This window comes from Pseudomaricurvus alcaniphilus, assembly GCF_011440395.1.
Lineage (GTDB): Bacteria > Pseudomonadota > Gammaproteobacteria > Pseudomonadales > Cellvibrionaceae > Pseudomaricurvus > Pseudomaricurvus alcaniphilus.
Window position 1 is genome coordinate 115,805 of the sequence record NZ_JAAOIX010000009.1, and the last position, 17,092, is coordinate 132,896.

The window sequence follows — 17,092 nt, forward strand, 5'->3', positions numbered from 1 at the left end:
TGCGGCTGGACAAACAGACTTAACGCTCGCTACACTGGCGGATTGATAAAACGTAACGCACGTCATAGCTGCTACCAAGCGGGCTGTGGTTGCCGGACACCAGCCGCAACCGGCACCCACGCGCAAGAACTGAACAGTGGTTCATACCGCCGCCTCAAACGGTGGCATTAAACATGACTGGCAGAACTCTATAGTGATACGGTTCTGCAACCATTAGTGCCAGCATCAACGCAGCTGTTTTACTGGAGAAAACCATGGCCAGAGGCAATTCCAAGGCAAACAATTCCCACGCCACGATACTCAAGGTATCGATTGAACTGTTTGCACAACACGGCTTTGAAGGCGTTACCATGCGCCAGATAGCGCAAGCAGCAAAGGTTACCCTACCGGCGATTTATCATCACTTTGGCAACAAGGAAGAGCTCTACCGGGCGGTCGAAACTGACTTGTACGGCCAGCATGCCGACAGTCTGCTGGTTGACCTGCACGCCGCCGCCAGCCCGGAAGAGTGCCTGCGCCATTTTATCGGCAACCTGATCGACCGCCTCGAATCCGACCCGGCCTATTTCAAACTGGTACAGCGCAATCTGGTGGAGGATTGGCCAGAGAACCACCAGTTTTTGGTTGATCTGTCATTGCAGGGTGTATTCGATGAACTGAAAAAACTGCTCAACACCTTTATTGATGGGAGCGGTGACGGCATGCAGCCGATTCTTATCTTTTCAATGATTTTCGGCTTTCTCACCCTGCAACCAGTGGCGAGGATGGTGAGCGGCTACCGCCTGGCCAAAGTGAGCCGCGCCAAAAAGCGTGCTATGCTGATCGACAATATCATCAGCTTTATCAAAGTCAGTCCGGCGGAATAGAGCGCCCTAACCATGACCAGTGCCGCTAACAATAAAAAGTCCGCGCCCTATTTATCCCGCACCAAGGTAACGCCCCCCCAACTGCCCCCCCAGGTCATGCAGCGCAGCCAATTGCTGGATCAACTCTGCGCCTATCCGGCAACGCGCAAACTGACCGTACTCCAAGCGCCCGCCGGATACGGTAAAAGCACCACCATGCGACAGGTTATGGCGCGCTATCAGGAGTTGGGCTTTGTCACCATTTGGCTTAACTTCGACCACCGGGACAACGACATTACCCGCTTTCTGGCTGCATTCAGCCTGGCCGTCGCCCCCCATACCGATGAACTGGACGAAACCAGCTACAAGCAGCAGCGCAATGAAGAGTTGGCCCACCGAATTATTGAAGGCCTGACTACCATGGCGCACCCCACAGTCATCTTTTTTGATAATCTGGAGGTGATTAAAAACCCGGCCGTAGCAGGGCTGATCACTCGGGGTATTGAAGCACTGCCGGACACTTGCCGTATCTTTATCGGCAGCCGTACCCAGCCCGCCATCGGTATGGCGCGGCTGAACACCAAAGGCCAGCTGACCCATGTCGATAGCGACGCGCTGCGCTTCAGCGAGAGCGAAACCCAATTTCTGTTGACACAAAAACAGTCCGCCCGGCTCACGCCAAAGCAAATTCAGCAATTATACAAGAGCACCGATGGCTGGCCCGCTGCCCTGAAGCTGGCGACATTTGCCCTGCAGGGTAAAACCAATGCCGACCAGGTGATTGCCAACTTCTCCGGCACCAACGCCGCCGTTGCCGCCTACCTTGCGGAGGAGGTGCTGGCCTCACTGCCACAGAACACACAGGATTTCCTGCTGCAGAGCAGCATCTTCGAGGAAATGGATGTCGACATTTGCAACCGGGTCCTGCAGCGGCAAGACAGCTTGGCGATCCTGCTCGATCTACACGATCGCAACCTGTTTATAAATATCTCCGATGAACAGGCCAACCTGTTTCGCTACCACAACCTGTTTCGCAATTTCCTCCAGACTCAACTCCAGCGCCGCCACCCGCAACAGCTTGCCACTCTGCACCAGGCGGCCAGCCAGGTCTATCTGGATCAGGGCCGCCATGTACCCGCCATCTTCCACGCCCTCAAGGCAGGGGACACCCAATTAGCACTGACACTGCTGCAAGAACAGGCCGACCGCCTGGTCGGTCAGGGTCGCATCGGCCTGCTTACCAGCCTGCTTGGCCAGGTCCCCATGGGGCTGCTAGACCAGCACCTGCACTTAAAGCTTATCTATGCCCTCTGCATGACCTATACCCGGGGCCCGCAACAGGCCTATGACCTGCTCAAGGATATGGACAACAGCGATCTGCCGCCAGAACCCAAGGCCTACCTGCTGGCACTGCGGCCGATGCAACTGGGAATGATGGATCGCATTGAGGAGGCTCACGCCCAGGGGTTGGCTGCACTGCCTGTCATCCAGGACGACACCCCGAACCCGAAAACCATCTTGTCCCAAAGCCTGACCCAGACCAGCATCATTCTGGGCGAACACGATGCGGCACGCAGCTTCTGTGACCAGGCCCGGCGCCGGCCCAGCTCCGGCAACGACCTATTCAACCAGGTCATCGCAGAATCGGCAGAGAGCAGCATTGACCTGATGCACGGGCATTTGCAGCAGGCCAGCCACCGCATCAAGCTCGCCATGGAGCGCCGTGCCGAACCGGACAATAGCCAGCGCAACCGACGCGGCATTACCATGGCCAGCATCCAACAAGCGGAAATATTGTACGAACAGGACCAGTGCCAGGCTGCCCGCAGTCTGTTGGCCACGAACTCCGCACTGGTACAGGACGTCGGGCCGCCGGATTCACTCATTACCGCCGTCGTCATCCTCTCGCGTATCGTTGACGATGACGGCGATTACGATCACGCCCTGCAACTACTGATCGAACTGGAAAACAGTGGCCACCGGCTGCAATTGCCGCGGGTAGTTGCCAGTGCCCGCCTGGAGCGTTCAAGGTTGTGGCTGGCACACGGCGATCACCAGGGCGCGCAGGCGCAACTCAAGTTGGCGCAGAGCACCTACGACTGGGACAGCGCCGCAAACCTCTGGTTTAGTGCCAACGATACGCTGACGCCGAGCCTGGTCCAGCTGCGCTTGCAGATCCGCAGCGGCCAAGCCGACAAGGCCGTACCCGAGGCCCGCAGGCAGCTCAAGGCGGCCGAGCGCAGCCACCGCGCCCGTCGCGCTTTAAAGCTGCGCATCCTGCTGGCGGAAGCCCTGTTCGCCAGCGGCGACCACAACTCGGCCCGGCGCACCATGAGCCAAGCTATGGAGTATTCTGCAAAGGAAGGGTTTGTGCGAACGTTGCTTGAAGAGGGGCCGTCGCTTACTCCTCTCTTCAAGGACATGGGGGTCAGCTGGCCCCCCATGCACCAGGGGCAGGAGAGCACACCCACTGGCGAGCACAGCGCGGCCAGCGCTCAACTATCGCCACAGCGGGTTATTGCCGCCATGCCCGAGGAAGACCGCCTGACCAATACAGAAATGAAAGTATTGTCGGTCCTGGCGCTGGGGCTTTCCAATATGGCCATGGCGGAAAAGCTGTTTGTATCCGAGTCGACCGTGCGCACCCACCTGCGCAACATCAACCTGAAACTGCACGCCAGCAACCGCACCGAAGCGGTGAGTATCGCCAGGCAGATGGGGCTGATCAGCTAGCGTCATTACCACGCAGGTGGCGACCCGGCGTCCATGAACCCTGTAGATTTCAGGCGTTTGCTGGATCCCCGCCTGCGCGGGGATGACTAAAAGCAGCGCTACTGGACGGACACCAGCTAGCCGAGCAGCGCTTTGTATTCATCCCGCAGCAAGCGCTTGAGCAACTTGCCATTGGGCTCGCGAGGCAACTCGTCGCGGAAATCGACCACCCTTGGGCACTTGATATTGGACAAATGCTCGCGGCTGTAATCGATCAGCTCCTGCTTCAACGCCTCGCTGGGCTCTACCGCTTTCTCCAGCTGGATCACCGCCCGCACTTCTTCGCCCAGGTCCCCGTGGGGCGTGCCGATGACGGCGGCATCAAATACTTTGGGGTGACTGATCAGCAAGTTTTCCACTTCCTGCGGATAGACGTTGACTCCCCCGGAGATGATCATGTTGCTTTTGCGGTCGGTCAAGTAGAGGTAGCCATTCTCGTCCACGTGACCGATATCGCCAACCGTCGCCCAACCCTTGTCGTTGTGCGCCTCCCGGGTCTTGGCCTCATCCTTGTGATAACTGAAGGCAGGCCCATCGCTGAAATATACCAGACCGTCGGTGCCCGGGGGGCATTCGTTGCCCTGTTCATCGACTATGTGCACGACACCCAGCAGCGCGCGTCCAACAGTGCCCGGGTTGGCAACCCACTCCTGGCTGCTCACCATAGTCATGCCGATGGTCTCGGTACAGGAGTAGTACTCCGCCAGTATCGGCCCCCACCAGTCAATCATGGCCTGTTTCACCGGGATCGGACAGGGAGCGGCTGCATGCACGGCCACTTTCTGGCTGGACAGGTCAAACTGCTGCCTTTCCGCATCACTTAACGCCAACAGGCGACTGAACATCGTGGGCACCCACTGGCTATGGGTTACCCGGTAAGCCTCAATGGCACGCAGGGCTTCCAGCGGACGAAACTTCTGCATCACTACCATGGTTCCTCCCAGCGCGGTCACCCCCTGCCCCCACTTCAGCGGCGCGGCGTGATAATACGGGGCCGGCGACAGGTAAACGCACTGCGGGTCGACACCGAAGCCTTTGGCCAACAAACCGGCGATGACGCAGCTGCTGCCCAATGGCAAGCCGGTCATGGCCGGCTTCACGCCCTTGGGAACACCGGTGGTGCCCGAGGAATACAGCATCTCACTACCTTCCAGGGTGTCGTTTACCGGTTTATCAGAAAAACTGTTAAAGGCATCATCCAGCAGGGGCAAGTCGGAGTAGGGATCCAGACTATAGATCTCCGGCGGATTGGGCAAATTGCCCACTTCCGCCAGAATCGCCGGCGCAGTTGCCGCAGTCACCACCAGTACCCTGGCGTCGCAATCAGCGACAATATAGGCCGCTTCGGTGCCTTTTAATCGGGTACTGAGAAAAGAATAGTACAGGCCCACATAGTGAGCGCCCCACTGCAAAGCGGTACACTCGAGACGGTTTTCAACACAATAGGCGACGTGGTCACCCGCCTTGAGCCCGAGCCACTGATAGAGCCGACCGAGACGATTGGCAAAGGCATCCAGTTGCCCGTAGGTCATCTGCTCCCCGCTCTCGGCCATGATTACAGCCGCTTTGCTGGCCAGCTCGGGCAAATGGGCACCGGGAAATAATTTTTGTTGCATCTCGCTCACCGTGTCACTCCTCTAAAATTTTGTCGATCTCTCGGCCCGTCAACCAGGCGCGATCACCTGAATCAAACGCCAATATACTTATATAAACCGCAGCATCCGCTTTAGCAGTCGGCTGACCCGGTCGGTATAGGGCGGGAACAGCATCCTGATGGTCATTACGCGGGTCTTCAACACCGCTCGCTCGTGAGAAAACGCTCGCACCCCCCACTCACCGTGGTAACTGCCGATTCCGGAATTGTTGACGCCGCCAAACGGCAGATTGTGATGCAGGAAGTGAGCAGCCACATGATTGATACACACACCACCAGAGCTGGTGGCGGCAATCAGCTGGTCGGCATTGGCAGACGAGTTGGACCAAATGTAAAACGCCAGCGGCTTAGGCCCGCTATTGATTGACTCAATGACATTGTCCAACGAGCCAAACGGAATAATCGGCAACAGCGCCCCAAAAATTTCCTCGCGCATCACTTCGGCATCGGCCGGGATATCGGTCAGCAGTGTGGGCGAGACAAAACAATTGTCGATATCCACATGGCCGCCAAACAAAACCCGGGCACCGCGGTTGACGGCATCCTCCAAAAGCCCGGCCACCCGTGCTGCGTGGCGCGAATTGATGGAGCGGGACAAGGGCGCCTGCAAGCCTTTGTCGCCGTCGCCATACCACTCGCGCAAATGCTCGCAAAACAGGCGGATAAACTGCTCCTGCACTGCCTCGTGCACGTATATATGATCGGGCGCGATACAGGTCTGGCCAGTATTGATGTATTTGGCCCAGGCAATGGTCTTGGCGGCCAGTTTTATATCTGCCGTTTCGTCAACCACTACCGGCGACTTACCGCCCAACTCCAGGGTCACACTGGTCAGGTGTTTGGCGGCAGCCCCCATCACCACTTTACCAATGGCGGGTGAGCCGGTGAAAAAGCAGTGATCAAACGGCAAATTCAACAGCGCGCTGGCGACATTCGCGTCACCTTCAAAAATGGCCACTTCCTCTTCGTCAAAAACCGCCTCTACTATTTCCACCAGCACGGCGGAAAAATGCGGTGCCACCTCGGACGTCTTGATCATCGCCGTGTTGCCACAGGCCACCGCTGGCACCAGCGGCCCAAGAGTCAATGTGAGCGGGTAATTCCAGGGGGCGAGAATCAGGCAGCGCCCGCGCGGCTCGTAACGGGTCCACGCCTGCGTCCCCAGCATGGGCAGAGTGGGCCTGACCCTGCGCGGCTTCATCCACTTTTTCAGGTGCCGGCAGTAGTCACTGATTTCCATTAACACCGGCATCATCTCGGTAAAATCAGTTTCTACCTCCGGCCGGTTAAAGTCTTTCTGGGCCGCCGCCACGATGGCCTCTCGGCGCTCGAGAATTTCCCGACGCAAACGCTTTAGCTTGGTGAGACGGGAATCAATGGTTGATGTTTTGAGGGCTTGTGCCGTGGCCTTCTGTGCATCGAAGACTCGCTCAATACGCTCGCTCAGTTCCTGGGTCAGGGGTTCAGGTATCACTACAGTTCACCAACATGCCATTGTTGCTCCTATGATAGGCCATCGTCCTACATCATCAATTGCGGCGAATCGTCGCATCCGACGAACTCTGCTGTCATCGAGAAAGCCCTGATCTGCTCCCGCAAGAATGACCCGAGCGCCGGGGCTAGGCAGCCCCCGCAGCTTCGAACCCGGGCAAATCGTCGCATCCGACGAACACTACTCCCCTGCGCTGCCATAGAGTAACGATGGTGCTACAGCCCTCATGGGGACAACATCGAACTATCGGCACAGGTACATTAACCAAAAGAACCGGATCACTATGATTACCCGCACACTATTCAATGATGACCACGAGATGTTTCGCGACGCCGTGCGCAAATTTGCCCAACAGGAAATTATCCCGCATCTGGAAATGTGGGATGACAGAGGCAGCATTGATCGAGACCTGTGGCGCAAAGCCGGAGAATACGGTTTTCTCTGCCCAACCCTGCCGGTGGAATATGGCGGCACGGGTGTCGACCGTACGTTCAGTATGATTTTGCTGGAAGAGCTCTCCCCGTTGAACGGTATCGGCATCTCTTTCGCCATGCACTCCGACATTGTCGCCTGCTATATCAATCGCTACGGCAACGAAAACACCAAACAGAAATACCTGCCGAAAATGGCTTCCGGCGAACTGATCGGCGCACTGGCGATGTCTGAGCCGGGTGCCGGCTCGGACGTTAAAGCCATTCGCACCACCGCAGTTCGAGATGGTGATCACTACATTCTGAATGGCTCCAAGACCTTTATCTCCAATGGCTACGAAAGCGGCGTTGTGGTGGTGGTCGCCAAAACCGACCCGCAAGCCGGTGCCAAAGGCGTCAGCCTGCTGGTTGTGGACGAGACCATGGCCGGCTTTGAGAAGGGCAAGAAACTTAAAAAGGTTGGCCTGAAGTCCCAGGACACTGCTGAACTTTTCTTCACCGATGTGCGCGTCCCCGTTGAGAACTTGCTGGGCGAAGAAAATCGCGGCTTCTTTTACTCCATGGAAGAGCTCTCCTGGGAGCGCACCCAGATTGCGGTGGCTGCGGTGGCCTGCGCCAAGGATTCCATTCAACGCACGATCGAGTACGTCAAAGAGCGCGTGGTTTTTGAACAGCCGGTAGCCAATTTTCAGAACACCCGCTTCAAACTGGCGGAATTACAAACCGAAGCCCAGATAGCGGAGATCTTTGTCGATCGCTGCATGGAGCTGGAGCTAAAAGGTCAGCTCGATAACACCACCGCTTCCATGATGAAGTACTGGACCACCGACCTGCAATGCAAGGTGGCCGATGAGTGTGTCCAGCTTCACGGCGGCTATGGCTTTATGCAGGAGTACCCGATCGCTCGCGCCTGGGTAGATGCCAGAGCCCAGCGGATCTACGGCGGCACCAATGAAATTATGAAAGAGCTGATTGCCCGGGATATTCTGGGTAGATAAGCAGCGCAATTGCAACGGATCTGCCGACAGGGATAGCGTAGTTAGAGGTCCGGGTGGCGGGGTTGAATAGCGAAATGCAGTAGCTATGACCAATACTGTTCAAGGAATCCCTGCATACACCAGGGTTCCTTGATACTACGAGGGAAAGAGATTGAAACTGAACATCAAACCCATGGACGCCGCCTGGTTCTATATCGAAAAAGCTAACCCTCCAGCCCATTTTGGACCACTTATCATTCTCTCCCCACCTGAGCACGCGAACCCTGGCTATGTCCAGGAGTTCGTCAACCAGTGGCGTAATTGCAAGACTTTTGCCGCACCTTTCAACTATCTTCTAACCCGCAGCCTTAGGCCGAAGTGGCAAATTCTGGAAGACAGCCAGGTCGATCTCGAGTACCACTTTCGACACTCTGCCCTGCCCAAACCCGGCAGTGAGCAGGAGCTGGGCGTCCTGGTTTCACGCCTGCACTCACACCCACTGGACAGAAGCCGCCCCCTCTGGGAGTGCCACGTTATTGAAGGCCTGGAGCATGGCCGCTTCGCCGTCTACCTGAAGCTGCACCACGGGCAACTGGATGGCATGGGGGCAGTAAAGCTTATAGAACGGGTTTTTTCCACTGACCCGGCAGCGCAGAATCTCTTGCCCCCCTGGTCAATCGGCATGAACAGTGATGCCAAACACAGCGGCAGCGCAGAAATCACCAGCCGCAAGGCGACCAAAAAGTCTCGATTGCCCGAGCTCACTAAAAAAGCCGTTATGCTGTCAAAGGTGGGGCTGAAAGCGGCGAATTACGTTATCGATGCCTACGATGGCCTGCACCCGGAGCTGTCGGCACCGTTTAAAGCGCCAAACACCATCCTCAACGGCCGTATATCCGATCAACGTCGCTATGCCACCCAGCACTATAAGCTCGACCGCTTGAAGCGAGTGGCGAAAACCGCCGATGTCAAAATGAATGCGGTGTTTTTGTCTATATGCGGCGGGGCGTTGCGCCGCTATCTGGCAGAGCAACAATCGCTGCCGGCCAAGAGCATGGTGGGCCAGGTGCCGGTCAGTATTCGCGCAGCCGACGACAGCAGCATCGGCAATGCCCTGGCCTTTATCTACGCCAATCTGGGCACCAATGTGGAAGACCCGCTTGAGCGCTTGATAGGGGTGCATAAATCAGCTGAATCGGCCAAGTTCGTGCAAGAGAGCTTGCCCAAAGATGGTATCACCGCGTTTACCATGTTAATGACGGCGCCGTTTATATCGTCAGTTATCATGGGTATGGGGGGCTATCTCAGCCCCGCTGCCAACCTGGTTATCTCCAACGTCAGCGGCCCACGTCAACGCCTCTACTTCAACGGCGCTCGGGTTGAACATATTTACGGCCCGTCCGTGTTGTTTCACGGCCAGGCGCTCAACATCACTATGTCCAGCTATTATGACCAGGTCGACATTGGCTTTACCGGTTGCCGCGACTCCCTGCCTTCGATGCAAAAACTGGCGGTCTATACCGGAGAGGAATTACAGCGCCTGGAAGCAGCGCTGGGCATAAAACCGGCAAAGCCCGCTGTGGCCAAAGGCAAGCCAGCCACAGCACTAAAAAAGTGACGGGGTAGCGGCACCTGGACAGGACGCGGCGCTAGTGCACCGCGTTTTTAGCGGGCGCCGCGACTTGAGATGCGTAACCCAACAACTCTTCATCAAAGTCATGTACCAGGGTATCAAGCATACGGCTAACTGCAGTCTGGATTCGCACTCGCTCTATATGTGGCCAGGTAGATTTCTCACCCTCCTTGAACAGCTCCATAATTTCCCCTCGGGTTTTTCCGGCCAGGACCGTCAAGGGGTTATGCAATCGAGCGGTGGGTAATATCGTAATATCGCCGGTGTAGTTTTGCGACAGAACCGAGGTATACATGTTCATTATTTTCTTCACCCCGGCACTTCGCCGAAATACTTTGGCAATCGTTTTGCCGCTCGCCAGCGACAATTCCTTGGTGGATTTCAAACACAGGTTTTTCAGAATACTGCCGTATCCATGCTGTTCCGGCCTGTCGTCGACAAAGGGCAACACCAACGGATTGGTCTGGCTGACAATAAAATGATTTACGCCGTACAGACGCGACAAGCGACTCATAGGTAAATCATTACTGACCGACCCGTCCACCCACTGCTGGTTTTTCAGGTAGGGTACTTTGCTGCCATCGGAGTTTCTCGCCGCCAGAGTCACCGGCGCCACAAAACCGGGCGCTGCGCAGGAGGCCTGTACCGCCTCGCGAATAAGGGCATTGGGGGACGTAATGGCGTTGAGTAGACGTGACCTTTGCTGGGGGTCCGACGGAGTGATGGAAATATTAATGTGAATACCGGTGAGCTTGTAAGCCTCTTGAAAGGTGAGATCCGGAATCAAGCGGTCGATATGGTTGCGCATTTCCTCGCCCGATACCTGTTCATTCCGAAAGCTTAAAAATTTATTGAACAATCCAACTTCGCGCTCAATCTCCAGCTTTAAATAATCCGGGTCGAAAATATTTCCCAACTCTTCTGAAGTATGAGTCCCGAGCAACGCTGCAGTGACCGCGCCACCACTGGCCCCGGAAACCACCTTTGGCAGCAATCCCTGCTCCCAAAGGGTCTTGACCACACCGAAATGAAAATAGAGCAGTGTGCCCGCACCACTCAGTAACAACGCCGAACGCCCATAACAGTGACTCACGCGCAGGAAAAATTCCCGCTTTTCCTCCAGCGCAATAGAAGTCACGCTATCACCAGCCAGATACTGCAGTGCAGCCGCTACTTCTTCGTTGTAATCGCGAATCAGGTTCTTGGTGCCAAATTTCGCCTTGCCATACAAGGCTGCCCCACCCATTCCGTCGAGATTGCCGTGAATTCCTTCATTGAGGTAAAAGAGCAATTCCCGATCATTTCCCTGGCGTCGCAATTCGCGCAATTTTTTCAATCGAGCACTGGTGGCAATGTAATTGTAGAGCGATGTACGATTCAGTTTTTTCCATTCATCCAGCCCATAGCGTCGATCATATTCCTTGGCGTGATACGCCCATTGCTGGTAATTGATCGCGCCTTTCATGGCGCTATCCGCTTGCCTTTTGAATTTCAGTATCATCTACACTAACCCTGCATGCCGCTCAAAAAAAGCAACCTTTAGCCCATGCCCATACCGCCTGACACACCGAGTATTTCACCCGTTATGAACCCGGCCTCGGCAGACGCCAAAAACAACACCGCTGCTGCCACTTCTTCAGGCGTTCCAAGCCGGTTCATGACAGTGGCACCTTTCATGATATCCAGCAACTTGTCCCCCCCGGTCTCTACCGCGCTCTGCAAGAGTGGGGTATCAATAGGGCCAGGGGTAATCACATTGGCGGTGATACCCTTGCGACCGTTTTCCCGGGCAATGGATTTGGTAAAGGCGTGCACGCCCCCCTTGGCCGCCGCATAGACCGAGCCTCCATAAGAACCCTGGCGCCCGGCCTCGGATGAGATATTGATAATACGGCCATAACCTTGCTCCTGCATGGCTGGCAGCGCGGCATGGGTGGTGGCCAATATCGCCTCCAGATTGATCGTCAGCAGGTAACTCCAATCGTCCCGGCAGGTTTTGGTAAAAACCGCGTGCTGGTCCATACCCGCATTGTTCACCAGAATATCGAACGGCCCCTGTTCAGCGACTACTGATTGCGTCGCATCCAGGTCCAGCAGGTCAAAGACCACCGCCCGGGCACCGGTTTCGTCGGCAATCTTCTGTGCCGATTGCGCATCCCGCGCGGCAAACACCACCTCAGCCCCGGCCTGGCAAAAGATACGCACAATGGCGGCACCAATACCTTTGGAGCCGCCGGTGACAAAAGCACGCCGCCCTTGCAGGGAAAAAACGGGAAAACTCATAAACTACCTCTCGTGCTCAAAGGCGCCTCAAGTTTAACGGCACCACTACTAGTTGGAGCTCTGGCCTTACTGTCCGGTAAAGCTGGCTTCACGCTTTTCAAGAATCGCCCGCATGGCTTCCATGGAATCCCGGGTTCCGGCCAGAGACGCAACCGTACGAGACTCATCATCGAAACCCGTCTCAACCGCGGCCCCCATACCGTTCCAAAGCAAGCGTTTGGTTTGTCCCAGCGCCAGCGGTGCACCCTGTGCCAGCCCCTCGGCATACTCCCGGGTTTTCAGCGCCAGCTCATCCGCCGCCACCACCTGGGTCAGTATTCCCAGCTCCAGCGCCTGCGGCGCAGAAATCACCGGATTGGTCAGCAGAATGTGCATGGCCTGGCGAAAACCCACCAGGTTTTGCAAAGTGACCGACAAACCGGCATCCGGCGACATACCCACCCGGGTAGCACCGGCCAGGAAGTTGGCTGAATCCGCCGCGATCACCACATCCACCGCACAGACAAAACCAAAGCCGCCACCACCGGCGGCAAAACCTTGCACCGAGGCGATGACCGGTACCTGCAGGCGGATCATGGAGTTGACCACGGCTTGTAAATGCAGGGTTGCCTGACGAATGTAATAGGGCAGCTGGTCGCCTTTGGCGACAAAGGTTTTGATATCACCGCCAGCACAGAAATTCTTGCCCGCCCCCTTGAGGATCAAGACCCGCAAACGCGGCTCGCCGTGACAGATCATCAGGGCTTCGCTCATGGCGATAAGCATTTCATTGTTGAGGCAGTTGGCGGTCTCCGGGGTATTCAGGGTCAGCTCCCCGATGCCCTCGGCATTGATGCTCAGGAGCACTGGGCCCGAGCCAATTAGAACTTCTGCCGCTGAATCTGTTGTCGTCACGCTGTTACTCCTAGGCAATATGATGAGTCAGTAGTGGATTATCCGTCAGCCAATAACAAAAAAAATCATAGGATCCGACGATTTAAGCCACTGTATTAATGCTTTAACGTGGGTTTCTTCAATGTTAATGGACATTACAGCAGATCATGACAACGCCCCCCCTGAATCGAGTTATCGAGCGCATCAACCGTACCTACGGCAGCTGGACGCGCAACACCACCATCGAAACCATGCGCGCGGACTGGGATGTTCTATTCAGCAGCGCTGCTGTCGCCGCCCAGGTCGAGGACTTCGAGATCGACGCTATGGCCTGCCGTTGGGTGAGGGCCGCAGAAGTGACTTGCCCCGCGATCGTACTCTACATCCACGGCGGTGGATTCAGGCTCGGCTCCATCGATTCCCACCAAAAACTGATGAGCGATATCGCCTGCTCCGTCGGCTGCCAGGTTTTGGGATTTAACTACCGCCTGCTGCCAGATCATCGCTTCCCCGCTCCCCTGGACGACACCCTGATCGCTTACCGCTGGTTACTTGCACAGGGCTATCCCGCGGAGCACATTGTGGTCGCCGGAGATTCTGCGGGCGGTGGTCTCGCCGCCAGCCTGCTGCAGTTGCTGCGGCTGGAAAAGCAGCTGCCCATGCCGGGCGGATTGCTACTGCTGTCACCCTGGCTGGACATGACGCTCAGCGGCGATTCCTATGACTCCCGCGCCGAGCTGGACCCGGTACACCAAAAGAAAATGCTGCAGCTACTGGCCAGCCAGTATGCCGGCGACTCAGCCGAGCTGGACAACCCTCTGCTCTCACCACTGTTTGGAGATTTAACCGATTTGCCCCCCACCCTGATCCAGGTGGGTGACTGCGAAGTGGGACTCGACGACGCGGTCAGCTATTCCCGCAAGGCCAAAGAGTCGGGCAGCCCGATTCAGCTCAGTATCTGGTCCAGCATGATTCACGTCTTCCAGATGTTCGCCGACGAGCTGGACTCCGGGCGCGAGGCGATCCAGAAAATCGGCGCTTTTATCAGGGCCACAGTAAGTAACTGAGAACTAATTGAGCCGGCGTTTTCAAGCCCCTTACGGGGCCAACACCCGCCACGGCCGCGCGCCGCCGGAGGCCAATCCCGACGCCGTTTTAGTCCCGCTGGCCCTGACCGAGGGCCACAATGCCGCGCTCGAGCAGCGCTCCCAACTCCCCGGAACTCAGTTTCAGGGTGTCCAGCAACACCGTCTCGGTGTGCTCTCCAAGCAGCGGCGCCCGCTCTGCAGGTCTTCGGCCACTGCCAAAATTAAGCGGCGAGGCCGGGGTCAAGGTCGGCCCGATACGGGGCTGCTCAACCTTGCTGAACATCGGGTTTGCCGTCGAGCAGGCCGCATCACTGGCCACCAGTTCCTGCACGGTCTGGTACTTGCCCCAGCACACCCCGTGGCGATCAAACAGCGCCGCCACCTCGGCATAGGGTTTGGTCTCGATTACCCGGGCAAAATACCCGGCGATCTCATCCCTGGATTTGAAGCGATCCCCCTCCAGCTTGAAGTTGCGGCCGAGCCGCAGCGCCAGCTGCTCCATGTCGCTCTCCAAGCCACAGGACGCCACCAGGTTTTGCCACTGCTTGAGGGTCAGCCCGACCACCATCACCCGCTGCTTATCGGCGCTGACAAAATCGCGGCCAAAGGCGCCGAACAGGTCGTTGCCAAAACGCGGTCGCTCAACGCCTCGCTCCGCCTCGGCGATAAAACCCAGGTTGGACATAATGGCCAGGGCCACGTCTTCCAGCGGCAACTTGACGTGCTGCCCCTGGCCGATGCCCGCAGCATTCCGGGTTTTGCTGCGCAGCCGCTCGGCGGCCAGCAGCCCCAGTGCGGCCATCTGCCCGGTGACCAGGTCCCAGGCCGGCAGCACATGGTTGACCACCCCTTGATAATCGCCGGGACCGGTCAGGTAGGGCAGGCCTACGCGCGGGTTGAGGGTGTAGTCCACCGCCGAGCCACCGTGACGGTCGCCCTGCACCGTCAGCTGGATCAGGTCACTGCGGTGCTGCTTGAGCCGGTCGTAATCGAGCCAACCCCGCGGCGGCATGTTGGTCAGCAACAGGCCCGCATCCTCACCCGGGGCGGTGATCAGTCGCTGCGCCAGCTCCTTGCCTTCCGGCCGGGTAAAATCGATCGCCACCGACTTCTTGTGTTTGTTGAGCCCGGCCCAAAACAGGCTGACATTATCCCGACCGGAGTCGCCTTCCAGTACCGGCCAGCGGCGGTAGTCCAGGCCACCTCGGGGCGGGTCTATGCGGATCACCTCGGCGCCCATTTGCGCCAGTGTCATCCCGCCGGAGGGGGCCGCCACAAACGCCGACACTTCCACCACCCGCATTCCGTTCAGCACATCACTCATAGGTGTCGTCCTCAGGCCGCCGCTTTCGCCAGCGACATTTCCAGCAAACTTCTGGCAATCACTTTCAGCGCCAGGGTTTCCTCGGCGCCCTCGAATATGGAGAGTACCCGGGCATCCACAAAGTAACGGCTGATGGGGGTCTCTTCGGCGTAACCCATGCCGCCGTGAATCTGCAGCGACTCCCGGGTGATAAGCTCGGCGCTGCGGCAGGCAAACAACTTGACCAGGCTGGCCTCCATGCGGCCGCCGCCGCCATCCAGCACCCGGGCGGTGGTGTAAGCGAGGAAGCGGCTGACCGTATAGCGGGCCGCCATCTTCGCCAATTTGGCGCCGGTGAGCGGGTAGTCGAGCAGGGGCGAGGCAAACACCTTGCGGTCCTGGGCGTACTGCAAGCCGGCCAGCAGGCCCGCGCGCATCACGCCGCTGGCGCGAGCGGCGGTCTGCATGCGCCCGCCCATCATGCCGGACATGGTGTAATAGAAGCCCTTGCCCAGCCCCCCCTCTTCGCCGATCACGTTTTGGTCCGGGACAAAGAAGTTATCAAAGGACAGGTCAAAGGAGTGCATGCCGCGGTAGCCGATGGTGGGTATCGCCTTGCCGATCAACTTGCCGCCATTGGGCTGCTCGAACGTAAACTCGTGGCCTTCGAACGCGGGCTTTTCCGCCAGCAACAGGCTCAGGCCTTTGTAGCCTTTGCTCTTGTCCGGGTCGGTGCGGGTGACCACCATCAATACGCCCGCCTTGCCGGCGAAGGTACACCAGGTTTTGGCGCCATTGAGCAGCCAACCGCCCTCGGTTTTGGTGCCGCGCAGGCTCAGGCTGGCCACATCCGAGCCGTAATCCGGCTCGGTAATGGCGATACCACAGAGCGGGTCGCCCACCGCAATGCGCGGCAGCCAGTGTTGTTTCTGGGCCTCGGTCCCGCCGCTCAGCAGCGCCCGGGAGAGAATTTCCGGGCGCGTAATCAGGCTGCCTGCGGCCGCCAGTGATGCCTCCGACAGCGCTTCCGTGACCACCACCATGGTCAGGTTATCGTCGCGCTCATCTGGCGCGCTGCCACCGTACTGCTCGGGCACGGACAGGCCGAACACGCCCATTTCCCGCAGCGGCTGCAACAATTCCCCTTCCGGTACAATCAGGTCGTGGCGGTGGATGGATTCCGCCAGCGGCGCGACCACGTCCCGGGCAAACTTGACGAACATGTCCTGCACCATGGCCGCGTCGTCGCTGATCGCCAATTCACCGCCGCTCAAACGGGCGATATCCATTGGCGCCTCGGCCATCAGCCGGGCGGTCTCGTGCAGGAATCCGGTCCCCAGTACTTGCTGGCGGAACGCCTTTAGCGCCGGCTGGTTGATCAGCCTGTGCAGCTCATCGTCACTCAGGCCGAGTTCCAGCATGATGGCTTCCAACCGGTCACGGATGGACACCATCGCCTCGGCGCTGTAGATCAACACCAGCCGGGTATTGAGCGCATCATCGTGCTCCGCCATGGCCTGCAAGCCGCTCTCGGCCGCCAGCAGCTCGGCCGTGGCCCAGGCCAGTTCAAACGAGGGTATCTGCTGTTGGTCCAGGGCCGCAGCATTTAACTTGCCGCTCTCCTGGCAGACATCGGCCAGTGCCGCGGTTACGGTTTCCGTCAGCGTTCGCAGGCTCTCAACCCAGCCGCGGACCTGCGCCACGTCTGGCAAATGGGTGGTGTGGTTATCTGTCATAATCG

The 17,092-nt window shown here is 57.8% G+C and carries 12 protein-coding genes; 5 read left to right on the plus strand and 7 right to left on the minus strand.

Going from position 1 to position 17,092, the window contains the following annotated elements; all coding sequences use genetic code 11:
- The first annotated feature begins 254 nt into the window (after positions 1–254).
- Together G8764_RS16905 and G8764_RS16910 are read left to right on the plus strand one after the other, a co-directional pair.
- Complete coding sequence (locus G8764_RS16905; protein WP_166165857.1) at positions 255–866, plus strand: TetR/AcrR family transcriptional regulator; 612 nt, start codon at positions 255–257, stop codon at positions 864–866.
- Positions 867–878: 12 nt separating this feature from the next.
- Positions 879–3,578 carry a winged helix-turn-helix domain-containing protein gene (locus tag G8764_RS16910; protein WP_166165858.1) on the plus strand — a complete coding sequence of 900 codons (2,700 nt, stop codon included), beginning with the start codon at positions 879–881 and terminating at the stop codon, positions 3,576–3,578.
- A 116-nt stretch (positions 3,579–3,694) separates the two neighbouring features.
- On the opposite strand, the gene G8764_RS16915 is transcribed toward G8764_RS16910, so the two are convergent.
- Positions 3,695–5,233 (minus strand): acyl-CoA synthetase, encoded by a 1,539-nt coding sequence (locus G8764_RS16915; protein WP_166165859.1) that lies wholly within the window; start codon positions 5,231–5,233, stop codon positions 3,695–3,697.
- Positions 5,234–5,320: 87 nt separating this feature from the next.
- Positions 5,321–6,745, minus strand: coding sequence for an aldehyde dehydrogenase family protein (locus tag G8764_RS16920; RefSeq protein ID WP_207951934.1), 1,425 nt, complete (start codon positions 6,743–6,745; stop codon positions 5,321–5,323).
- A 301-nt stretch (positions 6,746–7,046) separates the two neighbouring features.
- Between G8764_RS16920 and G8764_RS16925 the strand changes: the two genes are divergently transcribed.
- The gene (locus G8764_RS16925) at positions 7,047–8,192 is read left to right on the plus strand and encodes an acyl-CoA dehydrogenase family protein (protein ID WP_166165860.1); all 1,146 of its coding nucleotides are present in this window, start codon (positions 7,047–7,049) and stop codon (positions 8,190–8,192) included.
- Between the two features lie 151 nt (positions 8,193–8,343).
- A complete protein-coding gene (locus G8764_RS16930; protein WP_166165861.1) occupies positions 8,344–9,789 on the plus strand; it encodes a WS/DGAT/MGAT family O-acyltransferase in 1,446 nt (481 codons plus the stop codon).
- Positions 9,790–9,820: 31 nt separating this feature from the next.
- Here the strand turns inward: G8764_RS16930 and G8764_RS16935 are convergent, their stop codons facing one another.
- From G8764_RS16935 to G8764_RS16945, 3 genes are all read right to left on the minus strand, one after another.
- Complete coding sequence (locus G8764_RS16935) at positions 9,821–11,305, minus strand: DUF3336 domain-containing protein (RefSeq protein WP_166165862.1); 1,485 nt, start codon at positions 11,303–11,305, stop codon at positions 9,821–9,823.
- A 38-nt stretch (positions 11,306–11,343) separates the two neighbouring features.
- On the minus strand, positions 11,344–12,087 hold the full coding sequence (locus G8764_RS16940; RefSeq protein ID WP_166165863.1) for an SDR family NAD(P)-dependent oxidoreductase: 744 nt from the start codon (positions 12,085–12,087) through the stop codon (positions 11,344–11,346).
- Between the two features lie 66 nt (positions 12,088–12,153).
- A complete protein-coding gene (locus tag G8764_RS16945; protein WP_166165864.1) occupies positions 12,154–12,981 on the minus strand; it encodes an enoyl-CoA hydratase-related protein in 828 nt (275 codons plus the stop codon).
- A 146-nt stretch (positions 12,982–13,127) separates the two neighbouring features.
- Here G8764_RS16945 and G8764_RS16950 point away from each other — a divergent pair, with 146 nt between their 5' ends.
- Positions 13,128–14,027: an alpha/beta hydrolase gene (locus tag G8764_RS16950; protein ID WP_166165865.1), complete on the plus strand. Its 900-nt coding sequence runs from the start codon at positions 13,128–13,130 to the stop codon at positions 14,025–14,027.
- Between the two features lie 88 nt (positions 14,028–14,115).
- Here the strand turns inward: G8764_RS16950 and G8764_RS16955 are convergent, their stop codons facing one another.
- Both G8764_RS16955 and G8764_RS16960 read right to left on the minus strand, forming a co-directional pair.
- Entirely contained in the window at positions 14,116–15,372 is a 1,257-nt protein-coding gene (locus tag G8764_RS16955; RefSeq protein WP_166165866.1) for a CoA transferase, read from the minus strand.
- Between the two features lie 11 nt (positions 15,373–15,383).
- Positions 15,384–17,087, minus strand: coding sequence for an acyl-CoA dehydrogenase family protein (locus tag G8764_RS16960; protein WP_166165867.1), 1,704 nt, complete (start codon positions 17,085–17,087; stop codon positions 15,384–15,386).
- Positions 17,088–17,092 lie beyond the last annotated feature (5 nt).